Source organism: Allorhizocola rhizosphaerae, from assembly GCF_003426775.1.
Lineage (GTDB): Bacteria > Actinomycetota > Actinomycetes > Mycobacteriales > Micromonosporaceae > Allorhizocola > Allorhizocola rhizosphaerae.
Genome location: NZ_QJUG01000051.1, coordinates 18,347 through 42,994 on the forward strand (window position 1 = coordinate 18,347; position 24,648 = coordinate 42,994).

The window sequence follows — 24,648 nt, forward strand, 5'->3', positions numbered from 1 at the left end:
GATCCCGCCGCCGCCGAACGCGGCGGCCCCCTTCCGCCTCGATCGTGAAGTTAGGGTCGCGACACGCCGTCGAACATGGACGTAAGTTCATGATCGACGCAAAAGGGGGAGGGGTCGTACAGGGTCGGACGGGGTGGGGCGTTGACTTGGGGTGGTGGGGAACGAGACTGGTGGCCATGATGGCCGGATCGGATTGGACGGCACAGCTTGTCGGGGTGCCGGTAGTGGCGCCGGGGAACGTCCTGGAGCTCATCGCGCCGCACTTCGAGGGCAGGCCGCAAGCTCCGGCGATCACCGATCCGGACGGTGAGTTGAGCTACGCTGAGCTGGACCAGCTGTCCGGCGGTGTCGCAGCGGCGTTGAGCGGGCGAGGTGTCGGTGAGGGCGAGCCGGTCGTGGTGTACAGCACGACCTCGCGCTGGGCGATCGTCGCGATGCTCGGCGCGCTGCGCGCGGGCGCGTGTTACGTACCAATAGATTTGGCTTTTCCTCCGGAGCGCCGGCAACGCATGGTCAAAGCAGCGGGCGCGCGTGTGGCGCTTGTCGAGCCGTCGGCACCGGCCGGTGAGCTCGGGTCCATGGAAGTCATCAGCTTGCCAGTGTCGGGTTTGGACACCGCACCGGTGCCCGAGACCGATCCGCGCACGGCCGCCTACCTTTACTTCACGTCGGGATCGACCGGGCATCCCAAGGGCGTGACCATCCCGACCGCGGCGCTGGCCTACTCGATCGCCGCGCGCCTGAGCTACTACGAGCGGCCGGTGGAGGGCTTCCTGCTCGCCTCGTCCATCTCGTTCGACAGCTCGGTCGCCGGGATCTACTGGACGCTCGCCTGTGGTGGTCGTGTGATCATATCCGGCCGGCACGTCAGTGATCTGGTCGCGCTCAGTCGCGCGGCCGGCCGGTATGCGCCCTCGCATCTGCTTCTGCTGCCCTCGCTTTATGGGCTGCTGCTGCGCGATCGCCTCGCCGAAAGCCTGCGCGGTCTGCACACCGTGATCGTTGCCGGCGAGCCGTGCCCGCCGGAGCTGGTGCGCCGGCACCTGGACCGGCTGGAGCACACCACGCTTTACAACGAGTGGGGCGTGACCGAGTGCGCCGTGTGGAGCACCGTGCACCGGTGCACGCGCGCCGACGCCGAAGCCGGGTCGGTGCCGATCGGTGGACCCATACCCGGCACGAGACTCTATGTTGACCAGCGGGGTGAGCTTTGGGTGGGCGGGCCCGGGGTCGGCGCACCGCACACGGGCGGCGACGGCGATGCTTTCCGCGTGCTGGCCGGGGATCGGGTCTATCGCACCGGTGACCTGGTCGGCCTGCGCGCCGATGGCGAGCTGGATTTCCTTGGCCGGGCCGACGATCAGCTCAAGCTCGGCGGGGTGCGGATCAGTCTCACGGAACTGGAGGACGCACTGCTCGCCGACGACTCGGTGGCCGGGGCCGCGATCGGGTTCGCCGGCGCCGAGCTTGTCGGCTATGTGGTGCCGGCCAACGCCACCGTCGACGTGCGGGCATTGCGGCGGCGCTTGCTGCAGCGACTGCCCGCGGTCGCCGTGCCGCCCACCGTCGAGGTCGTCGAGCGACTGCCGACGCACCCCAACGGCAAGGTCGATCGATCCCGCCTGAACCGGCTCGCCGAGGGCCGTTCGAACCCTGTACGGGGCTGAGGTCGAACAAGTTCGTACAGGTGAGAGTCTTGTCCGGGCAACAGGCGGCGGCCGAGTCTTGGTGCGACCGCTGGAGGCCTGATGTCTTTGCCCGCACCGGTGACGGCCGCGCCGCTGTCGTTCACCCAGGAACTGTTGCTGCGCACCGAGCGCAGCCACCACGGGACGGCGCTCGGGCCGCACGTGCTGGCCCGCTCCGCGTTCGCGCTTCCCGAGCGGATCGACGTCGGTCGCTTGCGCGCGGCGCTCGACGAGGTGGTGGCCGGGCACGAGGCGCTGCGCACCGTGCTCACCCCGGACGGCCCGATCGTCGCACCGCCGCGCCCGGTACCGTTGACGGTCTTCGACTCCGATGTGGACATCCCCGACTGCCTGGCGCAGCCGATCCCCATCGACGACCCGCCGCTGCTGCGCGCGTTCGCCGGGCCGGACCTGTTGCTGCTCACCGCCCATCACAGCGTCGCCGACCCGTGGTCGCTCGACCTCGTGGCACGCGGTCTGCAGCGGGCCGCCGCCCCGCGAAGCGGCCAGGCCGCCACCCCCCGAACCGATGCGGCACTGCCCTACTGGGAAAGGGTTTTGGCTGACCTGCCACCCGCGCCGCTGCCCATGGTCGACGAGCAGCCGGGCACCCCACCGATCGCGTGGCCGCTCGAACTCGGCTCGCTGAACCTCGGGCACCTGCGGCGGGCCGCACGGGCGGCGGGCACCACCCCGTTTCTTGCCGGCCTGACCGCGTACCAAATCGCCCTTAAAGAAATCACGGGAACAACGGAGTTCGCGGTCACGGTGCTCACCTCGGGCAGGAGCCGGGCGGACTGGGCGACCGTCGGGTTCTTCATGAACGCCGTCGTGATCCGCAGCAGTTTCGCGGGGCGGCCCACCGCAGCCGAGGCGAGCCGACGGGTGCGGGTGGCCTTCGCCGAGGCGTGCGCGCACGAACTGCCGGTGATGGAGTTGATAAACCGGTTGCCCGCGGCCGACCGCCTCTTCCGCCAGCCCGGCACGATATCGGTCCAATTCGAACTGATCGAGGTCCCTGGATCTCCGGCATGGCGTGGGTTGGCGTTGCGCCCGCCGATCCCACCGGTTCGTCCGCTGCTGCCGTTCACCGGGATGCAGTGGGCGCTGGAGGTGGATCCGGCCGACGAGAGCCTGTACGGATCGGCGTTCACCTGGGGCATCGCGCTTGAGCCCGGGTTCCTCGCCGAGCTGACCACACGCTATGTCGCCCTGCTCACCGGATTCGGCGAAACACTGGAGGAACGCCTCTGATGGAGCTGTCAACGCACATGGACCGCGACCGGCTGCAGGCCCTCCTGGTCGAGCTGTGGCAGGAGAAGCTTGGCCTGGACACCGTCGGGGTCAACGACGACTTCTTCGAGCTCGGCGGGCACTCCCTGCTCGCCGCCGATCTCATGCTCGACATCTACGAACGCGTTGGCGTGGAGGTCTCCGCGTGGACGCTCTTCCTGCGGCCCACGATCGCCGAGCTGGCCCAGGAGATCACCGGGGAGTCGGATTGAGCGCCACCATTGACGTCGACCTGAGCGATCCCGCGCGCTATCTGCGCGGCGAGCCGCATGACGTCTGGCGCGTGCTGCGCGAGCAGGCCCCGGTGCACTGGCAGGCGGGCGACGGCAGGCAACCCGGGTACTGGTCGGTCACGACATACCGTGCTGTGGAGCGGGTTTTGAAGGACCCCGCGGTGTTCAGCTCCGAGGGCGGCACAATCCTCGGCATGCGCGGCCGGCCCGAACCCGCTGCGGGCCATCAGTTCGTGACCACCGACCCGCCTCGGCACACCGAGCTGCGCCGGCCCGTGCAGCAGTTGCTGACCAACGCGATGATCGGCGGGAGAGGTGACGGGTACCGGCAGGAGATCGACCGTCTACTTCGGACAATGCCAGCGGGTGTGCCGTTCGACCTGACCACGGTCACCGCGCACCTGCCGCGGATCGCGCTCGGGCCGCTGCTCGGGATACCCGAAGCCGACTGGCCGCGGCTCGAACGGTTGATGTGCATGGTGAAGGCCGAGACCGAACCGGAATACATGCTGCCCGGCGGCCCACAGGCCACATTGGACCGTGCGCATCGGGAGTTGTTCGCGTACCTGCTCGATCTGGTTGCCCGGCAACGCCGCGACCCTCAGCCTGGCACCCTCGTCGCCGCCCTGCTCGGCCTGGCCGTCGGTGGGCGGCCGCTCGGCGCCGGTGCCGTGGTGGCCAACTGCTATGACCTGTTGAGCGGCGCGGTCGCGGTGCTGGGCGAGGTCCCCAACGTCACCATCGCGCATCTCGCGGGCAACGGTGGTTACGCCGCTTGGGCAGGCCGGCCCGAACTGTTGCGCAGCGGTGTGGAGGAGGCGCTGCGCTGGGCCTGCCCGGCCCGCCACCTGATGCGTCGCGCGACCGAGCCGGTCAGCCTTGAGGGCGTCCGCATCGACGCGGGCGATGCCGTCGTGGCGTGGCTCGGTTCGGCCAATCGCGACGAGAACCGGTTCGCCCGGCCCGACGTTTTCGACCCGGCGCGGTCACCCAACCGCCATCTCAGCTTCGGGGCAGGGCCACACACCTGCATCGGCGCGGCGCTGGCACGTGCGGTCCTGCAGGCGTTCTTCGCCGCGCTGTTCGATCGCTTCGCCGATGTTCAAATCTCTGATGAGGTACGCCGCGTGCGCTCCAACTGGCTGGCCGGGATCAGCAAACTCGTGGTGCGCGGGACGCCGCGATGACCGCATACGACTGGCTGCTCGTGGGGCCCACCGGTCAGGTGGGCCGGTGCGTCCTGCGCCGGCTCGCGGGCACGGGGCGATTGGCGGTGCTCATGCGGCGCACGTCCACCGCGCAGGCCTCCGCGGAACTCCGGGCCATGCTGGGTGAGCGGCAGCCGCTGCCCGACATCGTGCTCGGCGACGTGCACACGGCCGACTTGCCGGTCTGCGACAGCATCATCCACGCCGGTGGGCACAGCCTGCTTGTCGGCTCGCACGAGGCGTACTTCACCGGAAATGTGCTGACCACCGTGCGTCTGGCCGAGCGGGCGCGGGAGACAGGCGCGCACCTGCATCTGCTGAGCAGCGTCATGGTGGCGATGACCAGTGATCGCCCGGTCCGCGAGACCGACCCGGCGCTGCCACATCCCGGCCAAACCCGCTATGCACTGTCCAAATGCCTCAGTGAGCTGGCCGCCGAGCGGATCGTCCCGCCGGACGCGCTGAGCATCTACCGCACGGCCGACACCGTTCCGGATCCGCGCTACCTGGCCGCCGACACCCGCGCGAACCATTGGCTCACGCTGCTTCTGGGCGCGGGCGCGGCGGGCGAATGCCGATCGGGCCCGCAGCGGCGGATCTGGGCCGTGCCGGGTGACGAGTTGGGACAGGCGCTGCGCGGGCTCATCCGCTCCCGCAACCCCGGCCGCTTCCACCTGGTGGGCGCCTCGTATCCGATGCCGACAATCCGCGAGGCGGGCAATGGCGTGACCGGTGGCGGGCTCTCCCGCCTTGGGCGCAGGCTCGCCGCGCTCGCCGACGGTTTCCCGGTGCCGTGCCTCGACGACACCCACACCCGGCAGGTGCTTGCCTCGCTCGGGGTGACGTGGCGGACGCTGGATGACGATTATTGGCGTTGCTACGCCGAAGAAGCCGCACGCGCGGTGGCGGCCCGCCCCGCAGGCATTGGCGGCACTATGTGGTGGGGCTCATGACAGGGGTACTCGGTTGGATGGACCGTGCCTCGCAGCAGCGGGGCATTCGGTTCGCCGCTCCCGACGGGCAGTGGCGATTCTGGTCCTATGCGCGGCTGGCGGAGGAGACCGCGCGGGTGGCCGGTGGGCTGTGCGCGGCGGGTGTCCAACCCGGACAGACGGTAAGCATCGTGCAGCGCTCCGGGCCCGGATTCGTGGTCAGTCTGTTCGGTGCGATGCTTGCCGGTGCCGTGCCATCGCCCGTCGCGCCGTCCGGCGGGATCGGCGGTGCCGCCGCATTCAAGGAACACCTGTCCTGGGTGCTGAGCGTCGCCAAACCGGCTGCCGTGCTCGCCGATGAGGACTTTGCCGATTTGGTACCCGCTGCGGTGCACACCGTGGCGCAAATCCGCGCGAACCCCGTGGACGCCACGCCGACCGACACGGCCCTGCTGCAGTTCACCTCCGGATCCACCGGCCGGTGCCGCGGAGTGCGCATCTCACACCAAGCGTTAGCCGCCAACGTCGCCGCGATCCGCTCGTGGATAGGCCTTGACGGCAGCGGCACCACCGTTTCCTGGCTCCCGGTCCACCACGACATGGGTTTGACCGGCTGCCTCATCACGCCCATGGTGGACGGCAGCGACATCTGGCTGCTCTCACCGGAGGAGTTCATCCGGCGCCCGCTGCGCTACCTGCGGTGTTTCGGTGAGGAGGGCGCGCAGTACTCGGCCATGCCCCGCTTCGCGCTCGAACACGTCGTGCGGCGCGTGCCTCCGCAATCGCTTGCGGGCATGGACTTCTCCGCACTGCGAGCGCTCGTCGTCGGCGCGGAGCGGATCGACGCAAGCGTCCTGGAGCAGTTCACCGATCTGTTGTCCGGGCACGGGTTCACGGCCGGTGCGCTGCGACCCGCCTACGGCCTGGCCGAGGCCACCCTCGCGGTGACCGGGCTGCCGCGAGGCGAGACCTGGCGGGCCGTGGAGCGCGACGGCGTCCGGGTCGTGGGGTGTGGCCCGCCGCTGCCCGGTGTGAGTCTGTCCATTCAGGACGAGCAGGGTCGTCCGCTGCCCGACGGATGTGTCGGCGAGATCGTGGTGAGCGGTGCTTCGATCGCCGATGACTACACGGGCACGCTGCGCACGGGCGACGCAGGATGGCTTGAAGCGGGTGAGCTTTACGTGCTCGGACGGCTCGGTGACGGCATCAAGGTGCGGGGCCGCCATGTGTTCGCCGAAGACCTGGAGGCCACGCTCGTCGGTCTCGGTGCGTCATCGCGGCACCTCGCGGTACTGCTCGGAAACCACGGCGGGCGCGACACCGCGGTGGCCGTGGTGGAGGAAAAAGGCGAGCCCGGCTGGCTGCACGACGCGGCCAAGGCGCTGCGTGTCCGCGTCGACGGCGCGGCGGTGGTAGTGGTCGCGGCTCCCCCACGCACGATCCCACGCACGACAAGCGGCAAGCCCCGGCGCCGCGAGCTGTGGCAGCGATTCGCCGCGGGGCAGCTGCCGGGCCGGGTACTGGTCGAGGAGGAAGGTCGGTCATGACTATCGATACCGAAGTGGGCCAACGGGTGCGGCAGGTGGTCGAGGCGCTTGCACCGATGCAGGACCAGTCGGCCGACGACTCGGCCCGGCTTGTCGAGGATCTCGGCTACCACTCACTGCTCCTGCTTGAGCTGGCGTTCACCGTGGAGGAGGAGTTCGGGCTCGAACCACTGGACGAGTCGCGCGCCGGTTCCATCGTCGTGGTCGGCGATCTCGTCGCCTACGTCGAGGCCGCCGTCCGGGAGCGACAGTGACCGCGTGGCGGCTGCCCGTCCAGCTGGAGACCGTGCTCACGTGGGACTATGCGCCCAGCGCACCACGCCTGCGGGATCTGTACGAGCGGGCCAAGCAGGCTCAGTGGAACGCCAGCACGGACATCACGTGGTCGCTGCCGGTGCCGTTCGGTTCGCCCCTGCCCGATGACTCGTCGTTCGCCATGGCGTCGTTCGCGGTGTCGCCGTTGGCACGTCGCGGGCGGAGCGAGTGGGACCGGTTTCGCTGGGAGCTGCAGGCCTGGATGGTCAGCCAGGTGCTGCATGGCGAGCAGGGTGGTCTGGTGGTCGCCGCACGATTGGTCGAGGCCGTGCCGGACTTGGACAGCAAGTACTACGCCGCGAGCCAGACCGCTGACGAGGCCAGGCACGTCGAGGTGTTCCAGCGTTACCTGAACGAGCACGTTGCGGACCCCTACCCGGTCAACGAGTCGCTGCGGGCGCTGATCGGCGACGTCATCACCGAGTCTCGCTGGGACATGGCCGCGCTCGGCATGCAAATCATGGTGGAGGCGTTGGCGATGGCCGTCTTCCGGCTCGCTCAGCAGACTTTCCACGACGACCTCATCAAAGAAATCACCCGGTTGGTCGCCCGAGACGAAGCGCGCCATGTGACGTTCGGGGTGCTCTCCTTGAGTGGGGTGTACCCGCAGCTGACCGCCGGGGAGCTGGCCGAGCGCGAGGAGCTGGTGCTGGAGGCGGCCGCGCTGATGCGTCGCCGGTTCCTGCTGGAGGACGTGTGGGAGCGCCTCGACGTGCCGCGCGCCGAGGGCGTCGACTACGCGGCACACGACGCGCTGATGGTCAAGTATCGGCAGGCCATCTTCGCCAAGGTGATCGCGGCGCTGCGCCAGATCGGACTGCTCACTCCGCGAGTGCGGGACGGGTTGGCGGCGCTCGACCTGCTCGATTTCGGTCCGGGGCGCCTGTAGTGCGAGCCGTTCTGTCGTATGGCATGCGGCTGCTGCAAGTGATGGACGCGTTGGAGCCGGGCAGTGTGCTCGGACCGGCGTTCACCGCCGCGGCCGCATACCGGCTAGCTGGACCGATCTCACCGCCCATCCTGCAAGCGGCGCTCGATGATCTCGTGTGCCGGCACGCGGCCCTGCGCACCGAAATCGTCGCACGGCCGCCGCACCAACGGATCGCGCCCGTGCGTCCGGCCATGCTCACGGTCACGGAACTGGGCTCCGCTTCGGTCGCCGCGTTCGTCGCCGATCGGCCCGCGGGTGGGCCGCCGGAGCCACCGCTGCCTCCACTTTGGGCACACCTCGGGATCATCGACGCGCAGGACGCGATTCTGTTGTTGGGCGCGCATCACGCCACGGCCGACGCGTGGTCGCTTGAGTTGCTGATGCGGGACCTGCATGCGGCGTATCGGGCGCGCACCGGCGACGCGGTGTGGCCGGAGTCCGACGCGCCGACCTACGCCGAGCTCGCGGCGCAGGCACGGTCACCGCGGGCCGAGGCGCGCATCCGCGACGCGCTCGGCTATTGGCGGGAACGGCTTTCCGGGCTGCCGCCGGTCGTGAACGGTCAGTGGAGCGCGGCGCGCAGCGCAACGCGTGGGCGGTACAGCTGGATCACGGACATCGACGCGTTGACGACCGCCAGCCGCTCCGCGCGCACCACGCCGTTCGTCGTCCTGATGGCGGCGCTCGCGGTGGCGCTGCATCGCCGTTACGGCGTCGACGACCTGGTGATCCCGGTGCTGACCGCAGGCCGGGGGCCGCGCGAGTGGTCGACCGTCGGCTGGTTTTTGAACCTCGTCCCCATCCGGATCCACCCGCAACGGGGGTGCTCCGTCGGTGAGATCGTCGGTCAGGTGCACCGCGACTTCGCCGCCGCGTGCCGGCACGAGGTGCCGGCCACTCGCGTGATCGAGGCGGTGCCGGCGCTCGGCCGGCTGCTCACCGCCGCGTCGCCGACCACTCCGGTGTTCCAGGCGATCCAGCTGCCGCCCGTCGTGGCACCGGCTGCGGGCATGGGGTTCACCTATCGTCGCGTCGAAACCCCGCCGGAGGTACCGACGTCCGGCCCCGGCCCGTGGGATCAGGTCTGGACGATCCGGGTGGCGGACCGGGCGCGCGGATGGGTCACCCACGACACCGGCCTGCTCCCGGTGGACACGGTAGAAGCCTTGGTCACGACGGTGGGCGGGATGATCCAGCGCGAGCTGTGACTGTTCGAGATCGTCCGGAATCGTCCGGCGGCGTTGCCGAGCGCGGATCACGTGGGCAAGCATCGTACCGACAGGGCATCTTCCGAAACTGTTGGGGCGGAACAGGATGAACCAGTCGGTCGACCCATGCCAAGCGCAGAACGCCATCGAATACGTCGCGGCGTTGCGGGAAGTCAAGGACAGCTCCGGGTTGACCTATCGCCGCATTCAACGGCGTGCTGCGGCGGCCGGTGCCTGGCTGCCCGCCAGCACGCTGGGCACCGCACTCAACCGGGAGACGCTGCCACGCCCGGAGCTGGTCGACGCCTTCCTCACCGCCTGCGATCTGGATCGCGAGCAGATCAAGCATTGGCTGGACGCGCGCTCGCGGCTGGAATCACGGGCACGCCGACCGGAACCGGCAGTCGGCCCGCAATCGCCCGCCGCGCCGGACGAGTGGCACCGCCGACCGGAACCGGCAGTCGTCACGCCATCGTCGGCGCCTGTCCGCCTCGCACCGAACAACCGGCGCCGCCGGCTGCTCGCAGCGGTCCTCGGCGTGGTCACGTCGTTGTGCCTCGCCGCCGCGCAACCGCACGGGTCAAGCGCCGCACCCGTGCCGGGCGGCGCTGTGCCTCCGCCCGGTCCGTATCACATTCGGGTCGCCCTCTCCGGTATGTGCCTGTCCGCACTGCCGGGCGACGACAGCGGGTTCATCTTCCAGGCCGACTGTGGCCGGGCGTCTGCTCCCATGGCTCTGCTGGCGGGAGACCAAAGCGCGTATCGGATCCGTACGGAACGCGGATGCCTGGGCGTCGTCGCGTCCGGCAGCAGGGCGGGCGGGATACTGGCGGAAGGCCCGACGGCCTGGCGGACGCAAGTGCAACAGGAGGCCCCGCGGCCTGGCAGCCAGCCGCGGTGGGCGGAAGGCGCAGGCGAGACGTCCGCGGCCTTGTGGCACTGCGCGGAATTCCAGCTTGAGCCGGTAACCTCACCACTGCGCGGATATCGCATCCGCGTGCTACCTGACGATCTGTGCCTGGGAGTCCCGGCCGACGCGGCGGGCGACTGGCTCCCGGTGCTACGAAACCATTGCGACACAACATCCCTCGGCCAAATCTTCCGCTTCTCGCACTTCTCCCGGCACTAACTTCATGATCAACTCGCGAGGGAAATCGGTGCCTCGTCGAATTGGCAGCTGCTGATCAGGCGGTCGAGGAGCGCCGGATGGATCTCGGCGCGGTCGGGGTGGCGGATCTGCTCACGCACGACCGCGTTGAACGCGCGCAGGAAGTCCTTGATCCCCTCCATCGACATCCCGCGCCGCAGCAGGTAGAAGACGCTCCACTGCTCGAATCCGTACTGTGGCATCCAAATTGGACTGTCGATGGATCCGAAGATGCGCTCGATGTGCGCGCACGCCTCGGCGGCGTCCATGGTGTCGTGCCGCCAGGTGAAGCCGCGCCCGGCGATGCCGAACTCCTTGCGGCGCTGCCAGATCGGGGTCACCGGATCGCAGTACCACAGCTGGGCCCGGAAGAAGTCGGGCTGGCCCTGCACCAAGAGACTTTCCGTCTCGGCAACGGTCTCAGCCGTTTCGCCGGGAAACCCGACGATCAGCGAGGCGTAGGTGGAGATGCCGGCGCGGCGAAACTCGCGCAGGGCGGACAGGTAGTCGGCGCGGCGAGCCGTCTTGTTCATCCGGGACAGCTGCTCGTCGCTGCCCGACTCGATGCCGAGGAACACGCCTTCGCAGCCGGCCTGGCGCATCATGTCGATGGTGCGGGCGTCACCGTGGTCGCTGCGATAGTAGGAATTCCACCGGAAACGGTACCGCTTGTCGATCATCAACTGAAGGATCTCCCGGAAACGCACCTTGGGCACGTTGAACGTGTCGTCGATGAACGTGACCGCGCTGATGCCCGGCAGCGCCGCGATGTTGTCGAGCTCCCGTTCCACATCGGCGAGCTCCAGATAGGTGTACTTTCCGGCGCGTTGCGGGAAGCCGCAGAAGGAGCAGGAGAACGGGCACGACTTCGCGGTCCGGGTGGTGACGAACTCGGTGAAGGCGGAGGGTGGGAAAAGCTTGTAGTCCACCATGTTCTCCGACAGCGAGTTGGACTCGGGAGCCTGCCTGGTGTAGACCCAGCCGGATCCTTGCCGGAAGACCAGATTGTCCACGGCATGAAGTTCGCGCCCGTCGCGCAGCGCGGCCAGGGTCCGGCTCAGCGCGAGCTCGCCCTCCCTGCCCACCACATAGATGTCGGCACCGAGGTTGGACAGGGCCGCCTCAAGCCCCGGCCCGTGCGCGGCGGCCATGAGGTTGGCGATATAGGGCCCGCCCACGATGATCGTGACGTCGGGCGCACGGTCGCGGACGAAGCCGACGATTTCCTGGATCGGGTGCGGCGAGACATAAAGCGTCGTGGTGATGGCCACGGTCCGCACCCGGCCCGAGCGCAGCACATCGGCCAGGCGCTCCTTCTCCTCCTGGAAGAGGTTGACGTAGTCAAAGGTGAAGCCGTGGCGCGCGAGGAACGTCCCCAGGTAGGTGATGACCGGCCAGAGGAAGTCGGCATTGTGGAAGCGGCGGGTGGCAACGGGTTGGTGGTACCTGCTGAGCACATCGAGCGCCCGCAGCGGTTGACCGTCGATGTCGACATAGGACAGTCGGACGTCCTGGAACGCGCCCGCGTGACGGCCCGTGGCCGCCACGGATTGCACATACTCGGGGAAGTCGAAGTCGTTGAACCCGATGAGCACGCAGTCGACGGCACCCGCTCCCGCTCGCATGACTTCGATCCTGCACATCGATTGTCATGTACGGGAAGCGGATCGGACAGGCTCGTACAGGTTCGAACAGTCCGACGGCTCGTTAGATACGACACATCGCGCTTATTGAACATGACTATCATTTTCTTATGAGCCCATCACCGCCACCCCGCTTGACGCGCGCTTTGCGGCGTACCTGACCAGCAACCGCGACTTCGTCGACGCCGCCATAGCGCAGGCCGTGGCGGCGCTCCAAATCCCCGAGGGCGGCCAAGTACTCGACCTGGGCACGGGCGCCGGCGGCGCGCTGCCACATCTGGCACGCAGCGTCGGACCCTCGGGCCGGGTGCTCGCCGTCGACCTCAACCCCGCCGTCGCGGCCGTCGCCGCCGCCCACGCCATGGACACCGGCGATGAAGATGCGCATACCCATCACGTAGCACGCCTTGGCCGATCGAGAAAGATGAGCGGGATGGTAATCAGCGCCAGGATGGCGCCGATCCAGGATACCGAGGTGATCGGGGCGTCCAGTTCGAATGCCGCGGCAGCGAAGACCGGTGTGAGGCTGATGCCGAGTTGGAACGCCGAGACGGTGGTGGCACCGGCGATGGTGGGCGCATCTGCGGCGATGGTGAACACCCGTCCGTAGATGGCGGGGTTGAGCACGAAGGCCGCGATGCCGAGCAGGAACACGATCGGCACGACGGCCGTGGGATGTCCGGCGAATCCGGCCAGGAGAGCGGACAGAAGCGCGATGCCGACCGCTCCGATGAGGAGCGCGTAGTGGGGACGCCGGTCGGAAATCCGTCCGCCGATGGACAGCCCGACAAACGCGCCGATCCCGAAGAGGGCGAGGATGGCCGGGATCCACACCTGCGGGATGCGGGCGACATCGGAGAGGACCGCCGCCAGGTAGTTGAACGAGATCATGTATGCGGCGGTGCTCAGGATCGTGATGGCGAAGGCACCCCATAGGCGTGGCGACCGCATCGTGGCGAACTCCCGCGGGAGGCTCGGCTTGGTCGCGGATTTCGTTACCGGCAAGCCGAGCGCGCAGGCAATCGTGCCGGCGACGGTGAGGACGGCCACGCCCCAGAAACCACCCCGCCAATCCGTCAGGTGGCTCAGCAGCGTGCCTGCGGGTCCACCGGCCACCATCGCCACGCTGAGGCCGCTGACGACCACGCCCGAGGCGCGGGCGGTGCGGTCGGGTGTGACCAGGCTGATCGCCGTCACCGCGGCAACGGCGAAGAACCCGGCGTAGGCCAGACCGGAGACGAATCTGGTGATCAGCAGGACCCAGTGGTCGGTGAGCAGCCCGACCACGACGGCGGCGGCGAAGACGAGCTGGGTCGCCAGCAGCGCGGTGCGGCGCGGCCAGTGCAGGCTGAGCACGGCGAACGGTGGGCCCCCGAGCACCACGCCCAGCGCGAACGCGGTGATCAGCCAACCGGCCGAGGCAAGGGGAATATCCAGGTCGGTGGCGACCGCGGGCAGGACGCCCGCCATCAGGAACTCGGCACTGCCCATCGCGAACAGGCTGAAGGCGAGCAGATACACCCCGATCGGCAACCGGTTGGAACGCATGGTGTGTGGCTGGCCAGTGGTCGTGACGGTGCTCATCGGCCGGCACCTCCGGCCACAATGACCGCGTACGTTGAGAAATTCATTGGTCATCACCTCCGGCGGCAAGCATCCGGATCACCGGTTGGATCCAGCAAACTTCGTTGCCGAAACCGGGATGAGGTGATGGACTGGGCGTCGTGGAGGACCAGCCGGCCGTCGCCGCGGCGATCGATCAGATCGCGCCCCGGCTGCGCCGTGCCCGGGAGAAGAAGGGGGTGACGCTGGCCGAGCTCAGCCGCGCCACCGGCATCTCCACCAGCACCCTGTCCCGGCTGGAGTCCGGGCAGCGCCGGCCAAGCCTTGAGTTGCTGCTGCCGGTCACCGCCGCCCTCGGGCTGGGCCTCGACGACATCGTGTCGGCTCCCCGGGTGCTGGACCCTCGCGTGCCGCAAAGCTCGGCGCGAGTGGACGGCAGGGTCCTGATCCCGCTCACCCGTCAACAGAGCGAGCCTCGCGCCTATAAGATGACGATCCCGGCCCGGGACAGCGAGCCCTACCTACGGACGCACGCCGGATATGAGTGGCTCTATGTGCTGCGGGGCCGGCTTCGGGTCGTCCTCGGCGACCAAGACGTGGTGCTGGGTCCGGGCGAGGCCGCCGAGTTCGACTGCCAGACGCCGCACTGGTTCGGTTCCACCGGGCGCGGGAGCGTCGAGGTGCTCAGTCTCTTCGGCAAGCAGGGCGAACGGATCCACGTCCGGGCGCGCGCCGGGCGCCGTAGGCCTGGCGACCGTCCGAATTAGACCATCGCCGACCCCGCACATGGCCCCCAGGTTCGCCGGGCTCGCAGGTGCTTGCTACTACCGCTGCTGGAACTGCAACGTCACCCAGTGGGCCTCGTGGGAGTCGATGCCGATCCACCACTCCCCCTGCTTGAAACTGCCGTCCGCGTATCGGATCTTGTCGACCTGCCAACCCTGCCGCGGGATCGCGATGATGTGGTCGACTCCGCCGTCCTTCACCTGATGGGCATCCGGGTGGACCGAGGCGGGAGTCCATCCGCCGGCAACCTTCCGGCGATTGAAGTCGCCGGTGACAACCACGTTGTAGCCGGCGTTGTGCTCCCTGGCCACCTGGTCCTTCAGGCTCTCCCAGTGTGCCTTCCAACGGTCGAGCCGTTCGGCGCACCTGTTGTCGCAGTCGCCGAACGCACCGGCGATGAAGTGGGTATTGATGAACGAGATGTTCTGGTTGTCGAAGCGCGTGATGGTGATCCAGCGGGTCGGGCTGGCCGACTCCAGGCCGCTCGAACCGAACGCGACGCGGTGTTCGGTCTTCTGGGCGTCATGGGCGACGGCCGGCACCTTCAACGGCTGGGTCGTGCCGTCTGGAAGCGTGCGGTTGAGGGATCGTTCCCATCCCGTGTCGCTCGGATAGACGTCCTTGAGGATTTGCATCTCCTCGGCCGGGTCGTCCTCATCGATCTCCTGCCAGCCGATGAACCTCGGCCGCCCGTTGGACGCGTTGTTCACATTGCCCCTGATGCGCTCCAGGGTGCTGGAGATCTTGCTGGCGCCGCCGGTGTAATCCCTGCCAATGTTCGCCGTCACGAAGACCATGGGACTCGTGGGCGGGTATGGTGCCAGGGTTGCCGGGCCCGCCACTGCCGCCGGGGATGACACGATCACGGCGGGAGCCGCGATCGTCGTGACGAATGCGAGGACGATTGGCGACACTTTCATGAATGCTCCCTCTGCTGCGACATGCCGACGATGGTGAGATTGGAGCCACCGATGACTCGGCAACGGAGCATATTGGTGACATCTATAAATTCAGTACCATGGTTCTACAAGTCTGCGGAGCCGCCGAAAACACGTTTGTAGCACTGTGGTACCGAACTTGTAGACCTCATCAATACGCTGCCGCGACAGTGAGACTCGCACTGCGCAATCAAGGGGTGACGATGTACCCGAAGCTCAACATGTCGGCGGCGACGGCACGGCGCCTGGCGGCTGTCGCGGCCACGGTGATAACCACGGTGTCATTGGCCGCTCTCCCCACGCAAGCGGCGCTGAAGCACCCGTCCGCCGAAGACGTCACGGTGGCCGCCGACCCGCAGCCGGTGTTCAGCGACAACTTCGCCGATCCGGCGGTCGCGTGGACGGGTGAGCAGTTCGTCGCGGCGGCGACCGGCCCACTGGTCCCGATGTTGACGGCACCGTCGGCGCGGGGGCCGTGGACTCGTCGGGCCGGTGCGCTGACCCGACTGCCCACCTGGTCCAGCGGCGGTGGGGCGTGGGCGCCCGAGATCCAGCACGTTCGAGGCGATACCTGGGTGATGTTCTTTGCCACCAAAGTAAGCGGCCTGGTGGACAGCAACCAGCGATGCATTGGCGTTGCGGTTTCCACGACCGGCGTGACGGGCGACTACGTGCCGCAGGACGGCCGGCCCCTCGTGTGTCCCCCGGGGTCGAACCACCCCGGAAAGTCGGCCCCGGTGACCGGCGGCGTCGGGCTGATCGACCCGTCCACCTTCACCGCCAAGGACGGCCGCCGCATCCTGCTGTTCAAAAGCCAACGGCCCGATCCGGGAACGAAGCTGTGGAGCGTCGAGCTCGACGACAACTGGACCAACCCGGTGAGTTCCAGCGAGGTGCTGATCGAACGGGCCCAGGGCCAGATCGAAAACCCGCACATGGTGGTGCGCAGCGACGGATACTATCTGTTCGCGTCGTGGGACAACTGGGCGAACTGCACCTACAAGACCGTCTGGCTGAAGAACGACCTGCCGCGCGCCGGCTGGAACTATCCCAGCGGATTCCCGGGCACGACCACCGCCGGGGGCGGCACCCTGATCAGGTCTGGCAACGGACTATGCGGGCCCGGCGGCCTCGTGGTGGCCCGGTCCGACGACTTCTTCCTGCACGCCTATCGCGACGGCAACGGTGACGGCGTGCGAGACAGCGACGTGAGACGACTCTACGCCGGGCGGATCGCCTGGAACTCCAACGGCGTCCCGAGAATCGACGCTTTCTACACACCGGCCAACTGATCGGCGCAATCTGCCGGTCACGCACGGTCGGTCAGAGTCCGCAGCGCGGGCACGGCCGTCGAGCGCCTGATCGGCGTGCTGGAGGTCGACAACGAGAGCCTGCTTCGGGTGTCGTTGCCGCTCAAGGCCCGCCGGCCTTACGTGACTCAGGTGAAGCTGCCCGATCCGGTGAGGCTGGTGGTCTTCTGCCTCGGTGTCGTGCCCCAGCGGGAGGCGCCGCAGCCCAAACCCGCCGAAAACCCGGACCCGGGGCCGCTATCCACTCAACGGGCCGCAGCACCTGTTCTGCTCGGAGGCCTTCGTCATCCGGTGACGAGGTCGGTGGCGTGGCCCCGGACGACCAAACCGTTGTCGAACTCGAGCACCTCGCCGCGGAGGTCACCCTTCTGGTTGCGGAAGCCGATCACCACGGTGCTGACGCCGACGAACAGCGAAACCAGCTCCAGCCTCAGATCCGGCACCTGGCTGAAGGCCTGGGTCCAATAGGCGCGCAGCGCCTCCTTGCCGCGCACCACGCCACCGCTTTCCGGTATCACGCGGGCCGCCAGCGGCGACGTGAAGACCACGTCGTCGGCGAAGTGCGCGAGCACGGCCTTGATGTCATGCGAATTCCAATCGCGCACCCATTGGTCCGCGAACGACAGGGCCCAAGATTTATCCACACGTCCATTCTGGACTATCAGCGGGTCTGATTGGCGACAGTACGTAGTGCGAGCCAGGCCAGCCGCATATCGTATCCCGCTATGCCACGCAAAAAGATCATCGCGAGTCTGGCCGGCCTCGTCGCGTCGGTGACCATCGCGTGGAGCATCCACGGCGCCATGGGCATCGGCAGCTGCGGCGGCGAGGGCAAGCCGGAGTGCCCACCGGAGTTGGCGCCGTACATCATCGGTATTTTCGCGGCGGTAATCGTCGCGATCGCCTCGGCGTTCGCGGGTAGTCGCCACTCGGTCCTCGGGATTTTCCTCGGGGTCGGAGTGGGCGCGATCTGGGCCGGTGCGCCCGTGATGGGCGGCATTTTCCTCGCCGTCGCGCTGCTGCCGCTGGCCGCGATTCCCGTCGTGCTGGTGATGAAGCGCCGCGCGGAGCGGCTGGTGACCGAGGGCGCGCCTGCCATCGCGACGGTGGTCGAGATCGAGGATACCGGCACCACCATCAACAAAAACCCGCAGGTGAAGCTGAAGTTGCGGATCACACCGCAGGACGGTTCGGCACCCTTCGACGGCGAGAAGGCGGTCGTCGTGTCCCGGCTCGCGCTGCCCCAGCCGGGTCATCGCTACCCCGCCTGGTACGACCGCGCCGACCAGAGCAGGTTCGTCATCGCCACGGACGCCAACAAGAACGCGCCGCCGGAGGTGCGGCGGCTGTTCGCGATCGCGCAGGCCGAGTCGGTCACCGCGCAGTCGCAGGCGGACCCGCTGGACCGGCTCGCCAAGCTCAACGACCTGCGCACGGCCGGAGCGCTCACCCAGGCCGAGTTCGAGGATCAAAAACGCAAGATTCTCGACGAGGCCTAGCCACGCGCCATAGCTCAACTGCCCGCGAAGTGCCCCGAAGATGTGGCACGCTCACATGGGGAGCATGCAACGGGGGGAGATACCCATGTACGCACGCGTGAGCAGCTACACCGCACCGGTCAGCCGGCTTGACGAGATGGCGGCCGACTTCGAAAAGGTGCAGGACGCGGTGAGCAGCATGGACGGCTTTCAGGGTGCCTACCTGCTCATCGACCGGGCTTCCGGCAAGGCCAAGACGGTGACCCTGTGGTCCAGCGCGGAGACGCTGCGCGCCAGCGTCGAGCGCGCCAACCAGCTTCGCCAGCAGGTCACCAGCACCACCAGCACGACCATCGACAGCGTCGAAAACTACGAGGTCGCCTCACAGTTCGGGCTCGGGGGCTGACACGGTCACGCGGCAGCCCCGGCGTCGGAACGGCGGCAGGCGCCGCGCCCCTCGGTCTGGAGGGAGCCGGCGACGGCCGAGACCGCCCGCATCATCGGGCAGCCCCCGGCGGCTGGGCGGCAGGTGACGCCGACCGCAGCCGCCGGGGCAATCGCACGCAGCTGGTGCAGCTAGTGGACTGTCACCATTCGAAGTACCAGGCCTCCCAGTTTCGCGAGACACCGGCTTCCCCGAAGGAGATGCCTGGGCCGACACTCGCGTCGACACCGGCTGTCCACACATTGGCGGTTGCCGACTTGCTGAGGCTCCCGACGGCACCTATCGGTTGCTCGACGCCTCCTTGCGCGTACGTCGAATCGCCTGTCTGATCACGGACGCCTCCGTTCGACACGTAAGCTCCCAGGCTCATGCCGGCCCCGATCCCCGGACCCATCCCGACCTTCGTTCCGTGGTAGGCACCGATGCCGTTCGAGTCGATGCCGATGCAGACACCCCAGGAGCCCGCCCCGCCCAACTGGGCGTTGAAGCCACCGCAGATTGCCAGCATGCCCCCTCCGCCGTTGTCCTTCTTGGGTGGCGGGCAGCCGGGGATTTCCAGCAGGCGGCAGTTTTCCGGCGTGGGCTCCAGCGGCGTAAGCGACGGCGGCGCCTTGCACGGCGGGCGCCACGGGGCACACGGGCCCAGATCGTGGAAGGGCGTGAACCGTGGCTTGGGCTTGGACCGGTTGCACCACCGCGGGTCCCGATCGCACACGCCGGGCGCCGGAGGGCCGATGAACGTGTCCGGATCCCGCACGTTGCATGAGGTCGGCCAGCACGGGTTCTTCTTCTTGTTCTCCTCGTTGCACTTCGGGCACCCGACAACGTAGTCGTCGCAATCGATGTCGGGCCGCGCGCAGTCATCCGGGATCATGCCCGTGGGGTCGCTGAGCGTGACGGGCGTGCTGTTGGCATACGAGTACCCGTGCCACTGCTGCGGGTCGCCCAGCGCCATGACCGGGTCCACCGAGATGAACCGGCCCAGTGCGCTGTCGTATTCGCGGGCGCCGAGGTGGACCAGGCCGGTGTTGTCGTTGGTCCCGCCCACGAACCCACGGTCGCCTACCCAGGCCGATGTGCTGCCTCGGGCCGTGCCGAAGGGGGTGTGCCGGCGCAGCGTCACCGCCTGGCCGACCGCCGCGACGGAGGCGACCGCCGTGCCCTGGTGGTCGTTGATCAGCCAGGTCAGGCCCGACGCCGTGCGCACGCCGATCCGTTGCCCCGCATGGGAATAGTATCGGGTGCCCGTCCGGCCGGCGCCGTTGCCGGTGGAGCGCAGCTCCTGATCGCCGAGGTAGAGGGTGCGGCCGCCGGGATCGACGCGGATCAGCCGGTTGCCGTCGGCGTCGTAGATGTACGAAGTCGTGCCGGCACTGTCCACACTGGATGCCAAGCGCCCTTCCGCGTCCCACGTCAGCGTCTGCGTCCCGGCGCCGGCTGTCGGCCGTGTCTTGGTGTTGCCGGCCTCGTCGTACGTATAAGTCGCCGTGCTCGAACCCGTCTGGGCGGAGGTCACCGTGTGCGGCCTGTCGCCGCCGGCTGCCGGGTGTTGGTAGTTGGTGGTCTGGCCGTTCACATGGTCGGTGTAGGTGAGCCGGTTGCCGATGGCGTCATAACTGAACGACTGCCAGTATTTCGCCGGCCCGCCCAGCGCGGCCGTGCTGCGCGCCGCGTTGCAGTCGCCGTTGGCCGGAGTCCACGCGTGCGTGAGCCGGCGCAGATAGTCATGGCTGAAGCACTGATTGTCCGAAGTGGACGCCTCCGCGACCCGGGTGATGTTGCCGACCTTGTCGTAGCCGTAGTTCAGGTCGGCCACGACGGCCGGGTTGACGTCGCGCACGCTCAGGCCCCGGGCGAGCCGGCGCGTGCCTTCCTCGTAATAGTAGGCGGTTTCGACCGACTGGCCGCCGTCGTAACGCCGGCCAAGCAGGGCCAGCTCGCCCTGCCGCGTGTGGGTGGTCCCGTTGATGAGGAACACGTCTTCGCCCGTGCTGGAGAGGCTGGTGCTCAACGTGGTCGGCGCCCCGTTCGCCCCGTATCCGTGGATGAGCGTCTCCGCGGGCAGGTTGCCCAGTGTGGGCAGCTGGGTCGTGGCCACCGAACCGTCCGCTTTGAACGTGTGCGAGACGGTGTGACTCCCGTTGAGTCCCGGTTGTGAAGCCGGGATGGTGACGCGTGTGCCCTTGCTCTGGTAGGTGTCGGTGTAGCCGGTGACTTCAGTGACGTATGCATCCGTGCCGACATAACGGGTGGACTTGGTGAGCTTGCCCTTGGCGAGCGTGTCATAGGTCCATTCGGCCCGCTTGAAGCCGCCGGCGTTGTCGTCGCGCGTCGCGACCTTGCGGCCGAGCGAGTCGTATTCGCGGAACAGCACCTCACCACGAGCGTCCGTTGTGGACACCACATCACCCGCGTTGTTGTAAACCGTCGTGATCAGACCCTTGTCCGGGTCATCGGTGGACGTTTGGCGGCCGCGCAGGTCGTACCCGTAGGTCCAGACGTTGCCGGCCGGGTCGGTGACGGTGCGCAGCTGGCCCTTGCGGTCGTAGCCGTACTTGGTCTCGTCGTATGCCCCGATGGGTGTGGCGCCGTGGTGCTGCCGCAGCGCCACATTGCGGCCCTGTGCGTCAAGGATTCTTGTGGTGGCGGTGCCTCCCGCCGGTGGCGTGTGATACGTCCGGTCACCGCCGTGTCCGACCGTCGCGCGGGTGAACTCCGTCCCCTTGAGCAGGACGATCTCGGCGCTGAGCCGGCCCAGGCCGTCATAGGTGAACCGTTTCTGCGCGGGGATCTGCGCGTCCGGCAGCGGCAGGAACAGGTTTGCCGAAGGGACGCCGTCGGCCACAAAGCGTTCGTTCGTCTTCGCTTTGCGCCCGGCGGTGTCGTAGAACGTGTCGGTCATGATCCGGCCCTGTGCCGCTCCTTCGGCGGGCACGTCCGGCGCCTGCGTCTGCCGCACACGCAGATGGGCGTCGTAAAGCGTGTGGCTGACCGTGTATCCGCCGGACGCATTGAGCACCGACGTGGTGACACTCGACGCGGCATCGCGGCGTAACGCGTACTGGTAAAGGAAATTGGCGGTTTCGGTCCTCGCCCGGCCGGGCAGCCACACCGACGTCAACCGGCCCAGGCCGTCATAAGCCTGTTCCGTGCGCTTGCCGTTGGGGTCCACCTCCAGGGTTTCGTGGCCCCACGCGGGTTCGACCGTCGTGGCGGTGACCCAACTGAGGTGGTTGGTGGTCGTGATCCCGGTGACCGCACCGCCGCCGGGCTGCGTGAACGCGGTGGAGATCCGGTTGCCGCGAACGTCCGTTGTGGACACTTCCCGGCCGTTGGCGTCGTGCGTCGCCTGGAACGTGGTCACGTAGGTGTTCGGCAGCGCGCTGAGCTCCTCGACCCGGCTCTTCGAGCCCTTGGCCGGGGCAACGCCGGCGGCCTGCTGGTCGTAGCTCACGCGCTGGTATTTGATGATTTCGTCGGCGGTCAGCCCGCCGGCTCCGGCCGTCGCGCAGTCGACGGCGGTCTCCTGCACCGACTGGGGATACGACATCAGCCAGGCGCCGGTGTTGCGCGGCTCATAGGTGGTCAGAGTGCACTTCTCGTCACCGGTGACGGCGTCGTCGCCCAGATTCTCCTCGGCCGTCTTCATGCCGTAGGGATCGAAGGTGGTCCTGGTCGTGGTGCGCCGCCATCCACGACCCCCGTCAAGGGCCACCCGGTCGTATTGTGCCGTCACCTTCGCAAATCGTGATTGGACAGTCGAGCCGTCGATGGTGCGGGAGGCGGTAACGCCGCCCTGCCAAGGGTCATACAGCGTGGCTTGCGCGACATTGGCGCCGTTATAGGTGACGGTCTCGCGCGGCAACCCCACATACGCCTCTTCGTCAGCGATTGCGGGCCCTTCCAAACCCTGAATGGATATTGATCTGGTACCCGACGGGAGCTTGTCACCATGCATGCCACGGAAATAACGCGTCTCGGACACGGTCTGCTCGGCCGGGTCGCCCGAGATCACGCGCACCCGTTCGTAGCCGCGCCACACCGACCAGGTCTTGTCGCGCTTGTCGATGAGTCCGTCGTCATCGGTGTAGTGCCACGCGGGCGCCTCGGGGTATTCGTATTTGGTGACGGTCCGGGGCGAGCGGCCCGCCACGGGCAGCGCCATGTCCGTCTCCGTCACGGCCGTCACGATGTACTTGTGGAAGTAGTCGATGACCGGGTCGGTGTAGCCCTCGGGCGTCCAGCGCACCGGATAGCACCGCAGCATGTTGCTGTGCGGGGCGGAGGGCATGCGCGTGCCGCGCACGCAGTCCTGCCCGGAGTAGGTGATGGAGATCGAGTTGCCGGACTCGGTGACGATGTGCGCCAGGCGCCACCAGTTCATCGCGGGCGAGTGGTCGGCGGCGTCCACCCGGTTGGGCTTCTGCGTGCCGGTGAAGGTGATGTCCGGCACCGAGGTGTTGGTGCCGACGTGGCCGGTGTGGCCGATTTTGTCGAGGAACAGGCCGGCGCGGGTGCCGTCGCCCGGCGAAGGGAAGCTGTGGGTGAGGGTCCACGATTCCACATCGCGATAGGAGGTGCCCGTGCCGGCCCACAATTTGGTGACCACTTTGGACAGTCGCTTCCCGCTCCAGAACGTTGGCGAGCCGACCAGGCACGAGCTGCTCGTGCACTCCAGGTCCCACGGCGTGTCCGGCCAGGTGGTGGCGTTCTTGTTGGTGCAGTTGGTCAGGCACCGGTTGTCCTCGATCAAGTGGACCTGCATCGGAGCCGTGCCATACGCGGTCGAACTCCTTGTCCCGTAGTCGATCCGCTCCAGGTAGCCGCCGCGCACATAGGAGGTCAGCGATGAGCCGGACATGTTGCGGGAGTAGCTGTTGGTCTCCTTGGCATACCAGTACGAGATCGTGTTGCCCTGCGGGTCGACCACGTAATCCAGGTTCCACCGCCACGCCTGCTGGCACCAGTGCTCCGGCTCGCTGTTGCACGGCTCGGATGAGCCGTTGCCGTAGACGGGCACCGTCCACGTCGAGTTGGTCTCCGCCTTGCCCGCCGCCCACCCGGGCAGCCGGTTGTGCCCGAACCAGTACTGCACACCGTCGGGCGTGGTGACGACCCAGTGTTCACCGTCCTTGTCGCCGTTGACGCCGCCGGTGCGCCGCTCGATGCGCGAACCGTCCTCGCTGCGCGGGTGCCACCGGCCGTCCGAGCCGCGCAACAGCTCCGCGCCTTTGCCATTGAGCGACAGCACGGCGTTGTCCGTCGCCCAGCACAGGTCGCCGCTGCGGGTGCCCGCACTGGCCCCGTTGCCGCCGTCGAACTTGCACGCGCGATAACGGCGCTCGATGAAGCCGGGCCAATACTCGAACCCCTCCCCCACCCACGAAGGCTGGTTGTTGGAGGCGGCCATCCGGCCGTCCACACTGGACGATGAGTACGACAGCCCGACCGCGGGCTTCGGCCCGCCAAGCGACGGCGGCACACGCATCGGGTAGCTCCAGCTGAAGTCGCCCGAACTGCCCCCGACCTCCCATGTGGACGATGGTTGCAACGAAGAGGCCGCATAGCTGCCGGCCGGGCCTTCAGGCGCCGCGGCGAGTGCTACGAGCCCGGTGTCGGCGACATCGGCCGACACGGTCTTGGCGGCCACGTCGTTGCGCGACCCCAATGGCACGCCATCGGGCACGGTCACCAGGCGCAGCCTCGTCCCCCAGTCGGCGCCGTAGGCGTGCTCGAACCCGGAATAGTCGACCTTGAGCCGCGCCTTGCCGCTGACCTTCAGCAGCAGACCGTCCACTCCCGACTTCTGCGCGCTCGCCCGGTCGAGCACCTCGACCTTTGCGGTGTCGTCGGCCGCGTCCAACCACACCGGCGCACCGGACGCGCGACCCGTCGCCGCGACGGTGGTGGCCGCGGGCCAGACCGGCGGGCGGTGCACCTGTGCTGGCGGCGCGGGCGTGGACCCGGCCGGCTCCGGCGCGGG

The 24,648-nt window shown here is 68.2% G+C and carries 19 protein-coding genes and 1 pseudogene; 15 read left to right on the forward strand and 5 right to left on the reverse strand.

Annotation, left to right across the window (positions count from 1 at the left end; genetic code table 11):
* Positions 1-176: 176 nt before the first annotated feature.
* The 10 genes from DM816_RS13390 (at position 177) to DM816_RS13435 (ending at position 10,484) form a co-directional block, all read left to right on the forward strand.
* Positions 177-1,667: an AMP-binding protein gene (locus DM816_RS13390; RefSeq protein ID WP_162907418.1), complete on the forward strand. Its 1,491-nt coding sequence runs from the start codon at positions 177-179 to the stop codon at positions 1,665-1,667.
* An 81-nt stretch (positions 1,668-1,748) separates the two neighbouring features.
* Complete coding sequence (locus DM816_RS13395; protein WP_117210547.1) at positions 1,749-2,942, forward strand: condensation domain-containing protein; 1,194 nt, start codon at positions 1,749-1,751, stop codon at positions 2,940-2,942.
* Positions 2,942-3,193, forward strand: coding sequence for a phosphopantetheine-binding protein (locus tag DM816_RS13400; protein ID WP_117210548.1), 252 nt, complete (start codon positions 2,942-2,944; stop codon positions 3,191-3,193). Before DM816_RS13395 ends, DM816_RS13400 begins: the two co-directional genes overlap by 1 nt.
* Positions 3,190-4,401, forward strand: coding sequence for a cytochrome P450 (locus DM816_RS13405; protein WP_117210549.1), 1,212 nt, complete (start codon positions 3,190-3,192; stop codon positions 4,399-4,401). The genes DM816_RS13400 and DM816_RS13405 overlap by 4 nt, the downstream gene beginning before the upstream one ends.
* The gene (locus tag DM816_RS13410; RefSeq protein ID WP_117210550.1) at positions 4,398-5,375 is read left to right on the forward strand and encodes an NAD-dependent epimerase/dehydratase family protein; all 978 of its coding nucleotides are present in this window, start codon (positions 4,398-4,400) and stop codon (positions 5,373-5,375) included. The genes DM816_RS13405 and DM816_RS13410 overlap by 4 nt, the downstream gene beginning before the upstream one ends.
* On the forward strand, positions 5,372-6,901 hold the full coding sequence (locus tag DM816_RS13415) for an AMP-binding protein (RefSeq protein WP_117210565.1): 1,530 nt from the start codon (positions 5,372-5,374) through the stop codon (positions 6,899-6,901). The genes DM816_RS13410 and DM816_RS13415 overlap by 4 nt, the downstream gene beginning before the upstream one ends.
* Positions 6,898-7,155, forward strand: coding sequence for an acyl carrier protein (locus DM816_RS13420; protein WP_117210551.1), 258 nt, complete (start codon positions 6,898-6,900; stop codon positions 7,153-7,155). The genes DM816_RS13415 and DM816_RS13420 overlap by 4 nt, the downstream gene beginning before the upstream one ends.
* Positions 7,152-8,105, forward strand: a complete 954-nt coding sequence (locus tag DM816_RS13425; protein ID WP_117210552.1) for a ferritin-like domain-containing protein — start codon at positions 7,152-7,154, stop codon at positions 8,103-8,105. The genes DM816_RS13420 and DM816_RS13425 overlap by 4 nt, the downstream gene beginning before the upstream one ends.
* The gene (locus DM816_RS13430; RefSeq protein ID WP_117210553.1) at positions 8,105-9,355 is read left to right on the forward strand and encodes a condensation domain-containing protein; all 1,251 of its coding nucleotides are present in this window, start codon (positions 8,105-8,107) and stop codon (positions 9,353-9,355) included. The genes DM816_RS13425 and DM816_RS13430 overlap by 1 nt, the downstream gene beginning before the upstream one ends.
* 106 nt (positions 9,356-9,461) lie before the next feature.
* A complete protein-coding gene (locus DM816_RS13435) occupies positions 9,462-10,484 on the forward strand; it encodes a hypothetical protein (RefSeq protein WP_117210554.1) in 1,023 nt (340 codons plus the stop codon).
* A gap of 8 nt (positions 10,485-10,492) precedes the next feature.
* Here the strand turns inward: DM816_RS13435 and DM816_RS13440 are convergent, their stop codons facing one another.
* Positions 10,493-12,127: a PhpK family radical SAM P-methyltransferase gene (locus DM816_RS13440; protein ID WP_162907419.1), complete on the reverse strand. Its 1,635-nt coding sequence runs from the start codon at positions 12,125-12,127 to the stop codon at positions 10,493-10,495.
* A gap of 220 nt (positions 12,128-12,347) precedes the next feature.
* Here DM816_RS13440 and DM816_RS44405 point away from each other — a divergent pair.
* Positions 12,348-12,488, forward strand: a pseudogene (locus tag DM816_RS44405) (methyltransferase type 11); the annotation flags it as partial.
* A 50-nt stretch (positions 12,489-12,538) separates the two neighbouring features.
* On the opposite strand, the gene DM816_RS13450 reads toward DM816_RS44405, so the two are convergent.
* Entirely contained in the window at positions 12,539-13,729 is a 1,191-nt protein-coding gene (locus DM816_RS13450) for an MFS transporter (protein ID WP_162907420.1), read from the reverse strand.
* Between the two features lie 140 nt (positions 13,730-13,869).
* Here DM816_RS13450 and DM816_RS13455 point away from each other — a divergent pair, with 140 nt between their 5' ends.
* The gene (locus DM816_RS13455) at positions 13,870-14,475 is read left to right on the forward strand and encodes a helix-turn-helix domain-containing protein (protein ID WP_117210558.1); all 606 of its coding nucleotides are present in this window, start codon (positions 13,870-13,872) and stop codon (positions 14,473-14,475) included.
* Positions 14,476-14,532: 57 nt separating this feature from the next.
* On the opposite strand, the gene DM816_RS13460 is transcribed toward DM816_RS13455, so the two are convergent.
* Positions 14,533-15,414 carry a hypothetical protein gene (locus DM816_RS13460; protein ID WP_117210559.1) on the reverse strand — a complete coding sequence of 294 codons (882 nt, stop codon included), beginning with the start codon at positions 15,412-15,414 and terminating at the stop codon, positions 14,533-14,535.
* A gap of 188 nt (positions 15,415-15,602) precedes the next feature.
* On the opposite strand from DM816_RS13460, the gene DM816_RS13465 reads away from it, so the two are divergent.
* On the forward strand, positions 15,603-16,724 hold the full coding sequence (locus DM816_RS13465) for a family 43 glycosylhydrolase (RefSeq protein ID WP_162907421.1): 1,122 nt from the start codon (positions 15,603-15,605) through the stop codon (positions 16,722-16,724).
* 302 nt (positions 16,725-17,026) lie between these two features.
* Here DM816_RS13465 and DM816_RS43745 read toward each other — a convergent pair whose 3' ends face one another.
* The gene (locus DM816_RS43745; RefSeq protein WP_211588682.1) at positions 17,027-17,386 is read right to left on the reverse strand and encodes a nuclear transport factor 2 family protein; all 360 of its coding nucleotides are present in this window, start codon (positions 17,384-17,386) and stop codon (positions 17,027-17,029) included.
* 81 nt (positions 17,387-17,467) lie between these two features.
* Here DM816_RS43745 and DM816_RS13475 point away from each other — a divergent pair, with 81 nt between their 5' ends.
* Positions 17,468-18,241 (forward strand): SHOCT domain-containing protein, encoded by a 774-nt coding sequence (locus tag DM816_RS13475; RefSeq protein ID WP_117210561.1) that lies wholly within the window; start codon positions 17,468-17,470, stop codon positions 18,239-18,241.
* 85 nt (positions 18,242-18,326) lie between these two features.
* The gene (locus DM816_RS13480) at positions 18,327-18,626 is read left to right on the forward strand and encodes a hypothetical protein (protein ID WP_117210562.1); all 300 of its coding nucleotides are present in this window, start codon (positions 18,327-18,329) and stop codon (positions 18,624-18,626) included.
* 181 nt (positions 18,627-18,807) lie between these two features.
* Here DM816_RS13480 and DM816_RS13485 read toward each other — a convergent pair whose 3' ends face one another.
* The gene (locus DM816_RS13485; protein ID WP_211588683.1) at positions 18,808-24,534 is read right to left on the reverse strand and encodes an RHS repeat-associated core domain-containing protein; all 5,727 of its coding nucleotides are present in this window, start codon (positions 24,532-24,534) and stop codon (positions 18,808-18,810) included.
* Between the last annotated feature and the right edge of the window lie 114 nt (positions 24,535-24,648).

Excerpts from the sequence above, each read along its gene's own strand:
- DM816_RS13390 (WP_162907418.1), top strand. The coding sequence starts at position 177 with ATGATGGCCGGATCGGATTGGACGGCACAGCTTGTCGGGGTGCCGGTA.
- DM816_RS13395 (WP_117210547.1), top strand. The coding sequence starts at position 1,749 with ATGTCTTTGCCCGCACCGGTGACGGCCGCGCCGCTGTCGTTCACCCAG.
- DM816_RS13400 (WP_117210548.1), top strand. The coding sequence starts at position 2,942 with ATGGAGCTGTCAACGCACATGGACCGCGACCGGCTGCAGGCCCTCCTG.
- DM816_RS13410 (WP_117210550.1), top strand. The coding sequence starts at position 4,398 with ATGACCGCATACGACTGGCTGCTCGTGGGGCCCACCGGTCAGGTGGGC.
- DM816_RS13415 (WP_117210565.1), top strand. The coding sequence starts at position 5,372 with ATGACAGGGGTACTCGGTTGGATGGACCGTGCCTCGCAGCAGCGGGGC.
- DM816_RS13420 (WP_117210551.1), top strand. The coding sequence starts at position 6,898 with ATGACTATCGATACCGAAGTGGGCCAACGGGTGCGGCAGGTGGTCGAG.
- DM816_RS13435 (WP_117210554.1), top strand. The coding sequence starts at position 9,462 with ATGAACCAGTCGGTCGACCCATGCCAAGCGCAGAACGCCATCGAATAC.
- DM816_RS13440 (WP_162907419.1), bottom strand. The coding sequence starts at position 12,127 with ATGCGAGCGGGAGCGGGTGCCGTCGACTGCGTGCTCATCGGGTTCAAC.
- DM816_RS13450 (WP_162907420.1), bottom strand. The coding sequence starts at position 13,729 with ATGAGCACCGTCACGACCACTGGCCAGCCACACACCATGCGTTCCAAC.
- DM816_RS13460 (WP_117210559.1), bottom strand. The coding sequence starts at position 15,414 with ATGAAAGTGTCGCCAATCGTCCTCGCATTCGTCACGACGATCGCGGCT.
- DM816_RS13475 (WP_117210561.1), top strand. The coding sequence starts at position 17,468 with ATGCCACGCAAAAAGATCATCGCGAGTCTGGCCGGCCTCGTCGCGTCG.
- DM816_RS13480 (WP_117210562.1), top strand. The coding sequence starts at position 18,327 with ATGTACGCACGCGTGAGCAGCTACACCGCACCGGTCAGCCGGCTTGAC.